At 42.9% G+C, this 417-nt stretch carries 1 protein-coding gene; it reads left to right on the top strand.

All coding sequences use genetic code 11. The features are described from left to right. Positions 1–114: 114 nt before the first annotated feature. The coding region (locus C1J00_RS48760) for a hypothetical protein (protein WP_219728429.1) at positions 115–417 on the top strand (303 nt) is incomplete at its 3' end.

Here is a 417-nt window from a genome sequence, read left to right as displayed (position 1 = left end):
ATTTCACAGAGTATCTCGGGTATTTATAACGTCTTTTTTGCCGGCAATGATCTTGTTGAATACTTACCGTTACCTTTCCGCAATCAAGAAATTTTTATGAGTAAGATTTTGGTCGTGATATTCAACACGGTACCCTTTACCATTCCGTTACTCTTAATTTTTATCATGACCGCAACACGGGCAGGAATCTTTGTGGTGTTAGGCGTGCTGATGGCCGTCTTGATGTATAGCCTAATACTGAGTCTGTTACTATACTTGTGCGCCCTAATAGTTTTTGGCTTAACCAAGCTAACCGTGTTTCGCGCCCATCAAAAAATCGTGATGAACGTCATGTTAGGCCTTAACGCTGTCTTAGTGCTAGTCGGGATCTACTTCATGAATCGCGGCTCATCATCTGACACCCGAACGCAGGTTGAC

Source organism: Streptomyces cahuitamycinicus (genome assembly GCF_002891435.1).
Taxonomy (GTDB): domain Bacteria; phylum Actinomycetota; class Actinomycetes; order Streptomycetales; family Streptomycetaceae; genus Streptomyces; species Streptomyces cahuitamycinicus.
The sequence above is the reverse complement of the archived record's forward strand: the minus strand, read 5'-3'. Positions and strand labels throughout refer to the sequence as shown.